This is a genomic window from Thermoanaerobacter sp. YS13 (genome assembly GCF_000806225.2).
In the GTDB taxonomy this organism is placed as follows: Bacteria; Bacillota; Thermoanaerobacteria; order Thermoanaerobacterales; family Thermoanaerobacteraceae; genus Thermoanaerobacter; species Thermoanaerobacter uzonensis.
In genome coordinates, this window is record NZ_JOOI01000002.1 from 379240 (window position 1) to 387500 (window position 8261).

At 38.1% G+C, this 8261-nt stretch carries 6 protein-coding genes, 2 tRNA genes and 2 rRNA genes (1 of these 10 running past the window's edge); 1 reads left to right on the plus strand and 9 read right to left on the minus strand.

Annotated features, from left to right (window positions below):
- Window positions 1-6: 6 nt before the first annotated feature.
- The 4 genes from THYS13_RS09650 to THYS13_RS09665 form a co-directional block, all read right to left on the minus strand.
- Window positions 7-843, minus strand: coding sequence for a carbohydrate ABC transporter permease (locus tag THYS13_RS09650; RefSeq protein WP_042834328.1), 837 nt, complete (start codon window positions 841-843; stop codon window positions 7-9).
- Window positions 830-1708 (minus strand): carbohydrate ABC transporter permease, encoded by an 879-nt coding sequence (locus THYS13_RS09655; protein WP_042834329.1) that lies wholly within the window; start codon window positions 1706-1708, stop codon window positions 830-832. Before THYS13_RS09655 ends, THYS13_RS09650 begins: the two co-directional genes overlap by 14 nt.
- On the minus strand, window positions 1705-3030 hold the full coding sequence (locus THYS13_RS09660) for an extracellular solute-binding protein (protein WP_042834330.1): 1326 nt from the start codon (window positions 3028-3030) through the stop codon (window positions 1705-1707). The genes THYS13_RS09655 and THYS13_RS09660 overlap by 4 nt, the downstream gene beginning before the upstream one ends.
- A 71-nt stretch (window positions 3031-3101) precedes the next feature.
- Window positions 3102-4151 carry a LacI family DNA-binding transcriptional regulator gene (locus THYS13_RS09665; protein ID WP_042834331.1) on the minus strand — a complete coding sequence of 350 codons (1050 nt, stop codon included), beginning with the start codon at window positions 4149-4151 and terminating at the stop codon, window positions 3102-3104.
- Between the two features lie 292 nt (window positions 4152-4443).
- On the opposite strand from THYS13_RS09665, the gene THYS13_RS09670 reads away from it, so the two are divergent.
- The gene (locus THYS13_RS09670) at window positions 4444-5166 is read left to right on the plus strand and encodes a pseudouridine synthase (RefSeq protein ID WP_042834332.1); all 723 of its coding nucleotides are present in this window, start codon (window positions 4444-4446) and stop codon (window positions 5164-5166) included.
- A 24-nt stretch (window positions 5167-5190) separates the two neighbouring features.
- Here THYS13_RS09670 and ymfI read toward each other — a convergent pair whose 3' ends face one another.
- The 5 genes from ymfI to THYS13_RS09695 form a co-directional block, all read right to left on the minus strand.
- Window positions 5191-5928, minus strand: coding sequence for an elongation factor P 5-aminopentanone reductase (gene ymfI / locus THYS13_RS09675; RefSeq protein WP_042834333.1), 738 nt, complete (start codon window positions 5926-5928; stop codon window positions 5191-5193).
- A gap of 128 nt (window positions 5929-6056) precedes the next feature.
- Window positions 6057-6131 (minus strand) — tRNA-Gly (locus THYS13_RS09680).
- 13 nt (window positions 6132-6144) lie between these two features.
- Window positions 6145-6219: transfer RNA gene (locus THYS13_RS09685), tRNA-Asn, on the minus strand.
- A gap of 10 nt (window positions 6220-6229) precedes the next feature.
- Window positions 6230-6338, minus strand: a 5S ribosomal RNA gene (gene rrf / locus THYS13_RS09690).
- A gap of 30 nt (window positions 6339-6368) precedes the next feature.
- Window positions 6369-8261, minus strand: a 23S ribosomal RNA gene (locus tag THYS13_RS09695) (it continues 1344 nt past the right edge of the window).

The following is an 8261-nucleotide window of genomic DNA, read 5'->3' on the forward strand; positions in this document are numbered from 1 at the left end:
GTCGTATTATTTTAAAACAAACTGTATACCTTCTTTAAAATTCTTGCTAAAAATTATAAATAAAATAAGTATTGGCATTGTCAAAATTACAGAAGCAGCATACATTGGTCCCGGATATGCACCATATGGTCCAAACATTTGTGCTAGCATAACATTAAGAGTAAGAAGATTTTGATCATGCACAACGAGCATATCCCACAAAAGCTCTACCCATCTTTCCATAAACAAAAACAAGAAAATAACTGTTGTAATTGATTTTGACATTGGCAAAACAATCTTAAAAAGTATTTTAATTTCATTCGCACCATCTATTTTTGCAGCCTCAATTAACTCGTTTGGGATTGCTTTAAAAAAATTTGTATACATAAATATCGCCCATAAACTTACAGACTTTGGAATAATCATACCCCAATAAGTATCGTATACTCCTAATTTTCTCACAAGCAAAAACGTAGGTATCAAAAGAATAATCGATGGATAAAACATCTGAAACATTATAATGTTATTTATTGTTCTACTTCCTTTAAAAACTATTTTTGACAAGGCATATGCAACTAATAATGCTGTAACCATCATTAAAAATGTTGATGAAACTGTTACAATAATACTGTTAGCAAAGGCTCTGAGCCACGGACGTGGTGTAACATCTTCTCCTCCATGTAAAAGCCAAATATAAGATTTCAATGTAATTCCTGTTGGTATTATTTTTCTATCAACTTGATCCCATGGTGCAAGCGAATTTAATACCATATACAAATATGGGTATACCATTATAATTAAAAAAATAATGGCTATTGTATACAATAATATAAGTTGCAATTCCTTATTTTTACTCCCAACCATAACTCTTCCCCCAAATTTCTAGCAATTTCCGAACAATTATTATGGTCACAAAAGTCACTACAGAATCAATAATTGCAATTGCAGAACCGTAACCCGCATTTAGCTTGCTAAAAGCTTGGTTATATATTTCTATTTGCCATGTATTTGTTGAAAATCCAGGTCCTCCACCTGTTAATACATAGGGTTCTGTAAATATTCCAAATACAAGTCCAACTGCCAATATAGTCACTGTAAACATAGCTGGGTATAGAAGTGGCAGCGTAATTTTAAAAAATTTTATCCACCCTGTTGCACCATCTATAGCAGCAGCTTCATATACCTCACCAGATATGCTCTCTAATCCAGATGTCAGTATAAGCGAATAATAACCCATAAATTTCCACGATATCATAACAGCAATAATCAATGGAGCAAGTATCTGTGAACCCAGCCAATCAATGTTTAAATTCCACGTATTTCTTAACCACACATTTAAAGCACTGTTATATGATAAAATTCCCTTTACCACTACTGATGTAGCAACACCGGAAGCAAGATAGGGAAGAAAATATCCTACAGAAAAAAAACTTTTAAATCTTGGCAAACTATTTATAATAAGAGAAATTACCAAAGATCCAATTAATACCACAGGCACAAATATTATCATAAACTTATATGTTACAAAAAATGCCGCTTTTACTCCCGGACTTTTAACTGCTTGAATAAAGTTTAAAAAACCAACATTCTCATATTGAGGTGAAATAAGATTCCAGTTAGTAAAAGATAAAAATAATGCTCCAAAAAGCGGAATTACGAAAAATATTAAACTGTATACAAGGTATGGGCTGGCAAAAAGCCAACCCAATTTCTCTTGTCCTTTTTTCATTTAAGAACCCCCTGAATCGCCTTTTTCATATCATCCCAAGCCTTTTGTGCATCTACTTGTCCTGCCACAACAGGATTTACAGCTTTTTGGCCAATTAATGTCTGAATATCGTTAAATTTAGCATTATCAATAGGCGGAATAGCATTTGGTATAGATTCAGCATACAGTTGAAGCTCAGGATGATCTTTTAAGTAATTTTTAAATTGTTCGTTTGTATTGACATCATCTCTTGCTGGTGGAAGATTAGTAATTTCAAACCATTTCATATCATTTTCGGGATTAGAATATACCCATTTTATAAATTCCATTGCTGCTTTTTGCTTTTCAGGACTTGATTGTGCATATATTACAAGGCCTTTTGTATCTGCAAATGTTTTTACATTATCTGTACTCATTCCATCTGGCACTGGAGGTAGTGCAAGCACATAAGTTTTATTTAATTTAAGTTCTGGATATTTGTCCTTCCATGTATTAAACGTCCAAGGACCAATTGTTGTCCATACACTTATTCCTGTTTCAAAAGGATCCGTAGCTTTTTGCGTTAATATAAGCTTATTTTTTGCCATATCTTCAAGGAATTTAAGTGTAGCAACTCCGGCTTTATCATCAGCGACAAAATTATTTCCCTCTATGAATTTATTACCGTTTGAAGCTGCATCATAAAGCATAAAGAAGTCAAACCATCTTTTCCACCAGGTAGAGTCAATTAGATCTGGATTTGCCCATAAATATTTGTCAGGATATTTTTCTTTTAATTTTTTCCCTAATTCAATAATTTGACTATAGGTTTTGGGGGGTTCATTATATCCTAATTGTTTTAAAATATCGATTCTCCATGCAAAAAGCATTGCATTTGAATATATAGGCAATACATATTGATGTCCATCTGCAAACTTCCATGCCTTAATTGTGTTTTCCATATTTCTAGTTTTTATAATGTCATTCCATCCATTCATTGTATCAAGAGGTACTAATGCTTTACTGTCTACAAGTTGTGCCGCAAAACCACGGGAAATGTTTTCTGAAATTGTAGGAGCATTACCACCAGCAAGAGCTGCCTGAATTCCAGCTTCAGATGTTGGTGATTCAGGCATCGGGCTAACATTTACTTTGATGTTTGGATTAATTTTTGCATATTCTTCAGCCATCTGTTTCCAGAAAGTCTGTTGCGGAGGATTTGGAGCAGCCCAAAAATCGATTGTAATAGCTTTTTCTTTTGGTGTCTGTGATGCTTCATTTTTTTGGTTTGTACTAGTCCCACAGCCTGCCAAAAGTGATGCAGCAAGAAGTAAAATTAGAATACTTTTAGCTATTTTTTTCATAAAACACACCTCCAAAAATTAATTTTATTTAAAAAACAGCTTAATGCTGTTTTTATGTCCTCTAAAAGTTTTTAATTTCTAACTTCCCTTACAGATTCCCTCTCTATCAGCTTAACCTCCATCCGTATATGGTCACAGGGCTCTTTTGGGTTTTCCATCCTCCACAAAAGTCTTTTTACAGCTTTTACTCCCATAAGCTCTTTATTTATGCGAATAGTAGTCAAATGCGGTGTCACAATGTTACATATATCAATATCATCAAAGCCAACTACAGAGATATCGTCAGGTACTTTAATACCCAAGATACTGAATGCATTGTACAAGGTAATAGCAGCACTATCGTTGGAGCATACCCATGCAGTAGGAAGTTTATCTAACTTCGAGATAATATTTGCTACCTCTTTGTAGTTTTTGCTTAAAACATATTGTTCTACCTGTCCTATTACACAATATCCAGGATTTACATTAAATATGGGATCTACATTAAGTCCTGCATTTCTCATCGCCTCGTTAAAGCCTAACCATCTTTCTTTAAAACTTAAAGAAAAATCTATTTCACCAAAAAAACCTATTTGAGTATGGCCTTTTCGAATAAGATATTGTGTTGCCATATATGAGCCAGGCATATTTTGAGTTAATACAGCATCTGTACTTATAGTAAATGAAGCATGGTCTACAAGGACAGTTGGTATATCATACTTCAATAATTTTTCCAGATGTTCATCTTTAATAGTACCAACCACTAAAATTCCCGAAACTTTTCTCGTTTCAACACTGGAAGGTACCTGAAAATCATCTTGATTCATGAAGTTTACTAAAATATCGTAATTATTTTTCTTTGCTTCATTCTCTATACCTAAAATTACTTTTGTATAAAAATGAGTATCGCGAAAATTTCTCTCTTCAATCAATAGACAAATATTCCTGAAGTGATTTTTAGCAATAAAAGAGGGATTTTCATCAAAATACCCCATTTCATCAGCTGTTTTTAAAACTATTTTCCTTGTCTCTTCGCTCACCCCCACCTTGTCATTTAAAGCCAGGGACACAGCATTAATTGATAAGTTTAACCTTTCAGCGATATCTTTCATGGTAACTTTTTTCCTTTTAATTGCCGTCAAACTTAACACCTCTAAAAATCGTTTTCTTGTAATAGATTATAAATCACTTGAATTTAATTATCAAGCAAAATTTACTTTAATTATTATAGATTTTACTTGAATTTTGTTTGTTATAATCTTATCTTAACGATTACTTGAAATATATTCACAATAAAATAGAGAACACAGCACTTTGTCTAATTTATAATTCAAGTAATTTAAGTGAATTGAATAAACCAATATTATATACTCTAAAAAAATACAAAATTTCGTGTTATAATTACATCATAAACTCTTTTTGGAGGTAATTTATATGGCAAAAATGAGAATAGATAAACTTTTATCGAATATAGGCATTGGTACGAGAAAAGAAGTTAAAAAATTCATTAAAGAAGGTCTTGTATTGGTAAATGGAAATATAGTAAAAGATGCTGGTTTAATTATCAACACTGAAATTGATGAAATTCTATTTGATGGCAAAAAGCTCAATTACAAAGAATTTATATATATCATGATAAATAAACCAAAAGGAGTTATTAGTGCTACATCTGATCCTATAGAAAAAACTGTTATTGATTTATTACCCCAAGAATTAAAAGCTCGAAATCCATTTCCCGTAGGAAGACTTGATAAAGATGCAGAGGGATTAATTCTCATAACTAATAATGGGAATTTAGCACATAAGCTTTTATCTCCAAAAAAGAATGTTATAAAAAAATATTATGCTGAAATATTAGGCTTTGTCAATGAAAGCGACATTAAAGCTTTCATTGAAGGCATTGTACTTGAAGATGGGTATAAAACTCTTCCCGCAAATCTCGAAATTCTCTCTTCTTCTGATGTGTCGAAAGTTTACGTCTATATAAGAGAAGGAAAATATCACCAAATAAAAAGAATGTTTGAATCAGTCGGTAAAAAGGTCATATACCTTAAAAGATTGGCAATGGGTAGTCTCACCCTTGACGAAAATCTAAAACCTGGGGAGTGGAGAGAATTGTCTGAAGAAGAGCTATCTCTCCTGAAAAAGTCGATATAAAAACAAGGCTTCACTAAAGCCTTGTTATATAAATCCCCCATCTACAGTTATAACTTGCCCTGTTATAAAATTTGCCTTGTCAGATAATAAAAACAGTACAGCATTTGCTACATCTTGAGGTTTCCCTATACTCATAAGTGGTATATCCTCAATTAAGTGTTCCTTTTCTTCCCTATTTAAAATGTTATTCATTCGAGTATCAATTACTCCAGGAGCAATACAATTAACTCTTATTTTAGAAGGTCCTAACTCTTTTGCCAAAGCCTTTGTAAAAGCCATTATTCCTCCTTTAGATGCTGAATAATGTACTTCACAGGAAGCGCCGGAAATACCCCAAATTGAAGAAATATTTATTATACTCCCATATTTTTGGGGCAACATATACCTTAAAACACTTTGTGTGCAATTGAAAAGACCTTTTAAATTGACATTCATCATCCTATCCCAATCTTCTTCTGTTATTTCTATAAATGGTTTGATTTGGGCAATTCCTGCATTATTTACAAGATAGTCAATGCGACCAAATTCATTATAAATACTATCAATCATGTTGTCTACCTGCTGTCTGTCTGAAATATCTGCTTTAAAAATTTCTGCATAACTAAAATTGCTTTTTATATACTCCCTTAATTTAACAGCCTGCTCATAACTGTTATTATAATGTATTGCTATAGAAGCCCCTTCTTTTGCAAGCTCTATACAAATTTCTCTTCCTATATCCCCAGCACCACCAGTTACAATCGCTACTTTGCCATTTAACATCTCTTTCACCTTCTAAATTAATTGACACTTCTTTTTGTAATTTTATAAAAAAATGAAATTATGTCAATATCAATGAAAAATACTAAAAAAGGTTCTGCTTTTACCTCGCAGAACCTATCATTTTCTTATGGAGCGGATGACGGGATTCGAACCCGCGATCCTCGGCTTGGGAAGCCGATGCTCTACCGCTGAGCCACATCCGCATCTCTTAAAAATTGGCTCCTCAGGTAGGACTCGAACCTACAGCCTACCGGTTAACAGCCGGTTGCTCCACCATTGAGCTACTGAGGAATATTTTTAATTCTGGCAGCGACCTACTCTTCCGCGAAAGCAGTACCATCGGCGCTGGAGGGCTTAACTTCCGTGTTCGGAATGGGAACGGGTGTTTCCCCTCCGCTATCGCCACCGGAAATCTAGACCCTCAAAACTGCACAAAGCCAAAGGTCAAGTCCTCGACTGATTAGTACCGGTCAGCTAAAAGTGTTTCCACTCTTACACCCCCGGCCTATCTACCTCGTGGTCTTCGAGGTGTCTTACCCCGGCACTCAACTCTACTCACTAGTGGAAAGACTATTCTTTATCCTCTCTTTTAGCCATCTACGCCCTTGTCCTGACTTTTTTAAATGTTTCTCCCTTATCAACGCATCTTTTTTATCTCTATATGCTTCATAGTATACTAATCTCCATTTTCCTTCTCTTGTACTCTTTATTTCTTTTCGTTGATGCGCTAAATACCTTTCCTTTATATTAGACGTATAGCCTATATATATATCTTTCCTTTTTCATTTGTCAGGACATACACATAATACATCTTGCCTTCCTCCAGTAAGTATAGTTGAGTGCCGGGTGGGAAACCTAATCTTGAGGCGGGCTTCACGCTTAGATGCTTTCAGCGTTTATCCACTCCGAACTTGGCTACCCAGCTGTGCACCTGGCGGTGCAACTGGTACACCATCGGTTCGTCCATCCCGGTCCTCTCGTACTAGGGACAGTGCCTCTCAAGTTTCCTTCGCCCGCGACGGATAGGGACCGAACTGTCTCACGACGTTCTGAACCCAGCTCGCGTACCGCTTTAATGGGCGAACAGCCCAACCCTTGGGACCTACTTCAGCCCCAGGATGCGATGAGCCGACATCGAGGTGCCAAACCTCCCCGTCGATGTGGACTCTTGGGGGAGATCAGCCTGTTATCCCCGGGGTAGCTTTTATCCGTTGAGCGACGGCGTCCCCACTCACTGCCGCCGGATCACTAAGCCCGACTTTCGTCCCTGCTCGAGATGTCTCTCTCGCAGTCAGGCTACCTTCTGCCTTTATACTCTCTCGCGCGATTCCCGTCCGCGCTGAGGTAACCTTTGGACGCCTCCGTTACCCTTTAGGAGGCGACCGCCCCAGTCAAACTGCCCACCTGCCATTGTCCCTACGCCGGCTCCACGGCTATAGGTTAGAATTCCGGTAATCCCAGGGTGGTATCCCAACGCCGACTCCAGTAAGGCTGGCGCCCTACCTTCTCCGTCTCCCACCTATCCTGTACAAGAATTACCAAAATCCAGTGACAGGCTACAGTAAAGCTCCACGGGGTCTTTCTGTCCAATCGCGGGTAACTCGCATCTTCACGAGTACTACAATTTCACCGGGCCCCTCATCAAGACAGCGCCCAAGTCGTTACGCCTTTCGTGCGGGTCGGAACTTACCCGACAAGGAATTTCGCTACCTTAGGACCGTTATAGTTACGGCCGCCGTTCACTGGGGCTTCGGTTCAGAGCTTTTACCCTTCCCCTTAACCTTCCAGCACCGGGCAGGCGTCAGCCCCTATACTTCGTCTTCCGACTTAGCAGAGACCTGTGTTTTTGGTAAACAGTCGCTTGGGCCTCTTCTCTGCGGCCTTTCGGCACTCCTTCTCCCGAAGTTACGGAGTCATTTTGCCGAGTTCCTTAATGAGGGTTCTCCCGCTCGCCTGTGGATTCTCTCCTCGCCTACCTGTGTCGGTTTGCAGTACGGGCACCTCGGACCTCGATAGCGGCTTTTCTCGGCAGCTGCTTCGGTGGCTTCGCCTTACGGCTCCCCTTCTCAGCCCCCTGCTAGTACGCGGATTTGCCTACGTACCCTTCGGTGACTGATTGGACGTGCTCTACCAACCGCACGCTCCACCTATCTCGCTGCGTCCCCACTTCTCTTAACGGCCCTCGGTGGTACCGGACTCTCTACCGGTTCCCCATCGCCTACGCTCTCGCCTCGGCTTAGGCCCCGACTTACCCTGGGTGGATTACCCTTCCCCAGGAAACCTCAGGCTTCCGGCGGTAAGGTTTCTCACCTTACTCTCGTTACTCATGCCGG

Bases quoted from the DNA above. Each gene is read 5' to 3' on its own strand.
- THYS13_RS09670 (WP_042834332.1), top strand. From the start codon at position 4,444: ATGGCAAAAATGAGAATAGATAAACTTTTATCGAATATAGGCATTGGT.
- THYS13_RS09655 (WP_042834329.1), bottom strand. From the start codon at position 1,708: ATGAAAAAAGGACAAGAGAAATTGGGTTGGCTTTTTGCCAGCCCATAC.
- ymfI (WP_042834333.1), bottom strand. From the start codon at position 5,928: ATGTTAAATGGCAAAGTAGCGATTGTAACTGGTGGTGCTGGGGATATA.
- THYS13_RS09650 (WP_042834328.1), bottom strand. From the start codon at position 843: ATGGTTGGGAGTAAAAATAAGGAATTGCAACTTATATTATTGTATACA.
- THYS13_RS09660 (WP_042834330.1), bottom strand. From the start codon at position 3,030: ATGAAAAAAATAGCTAAAAGTATTCTAATTTTACTTCTTGCTGCATCA.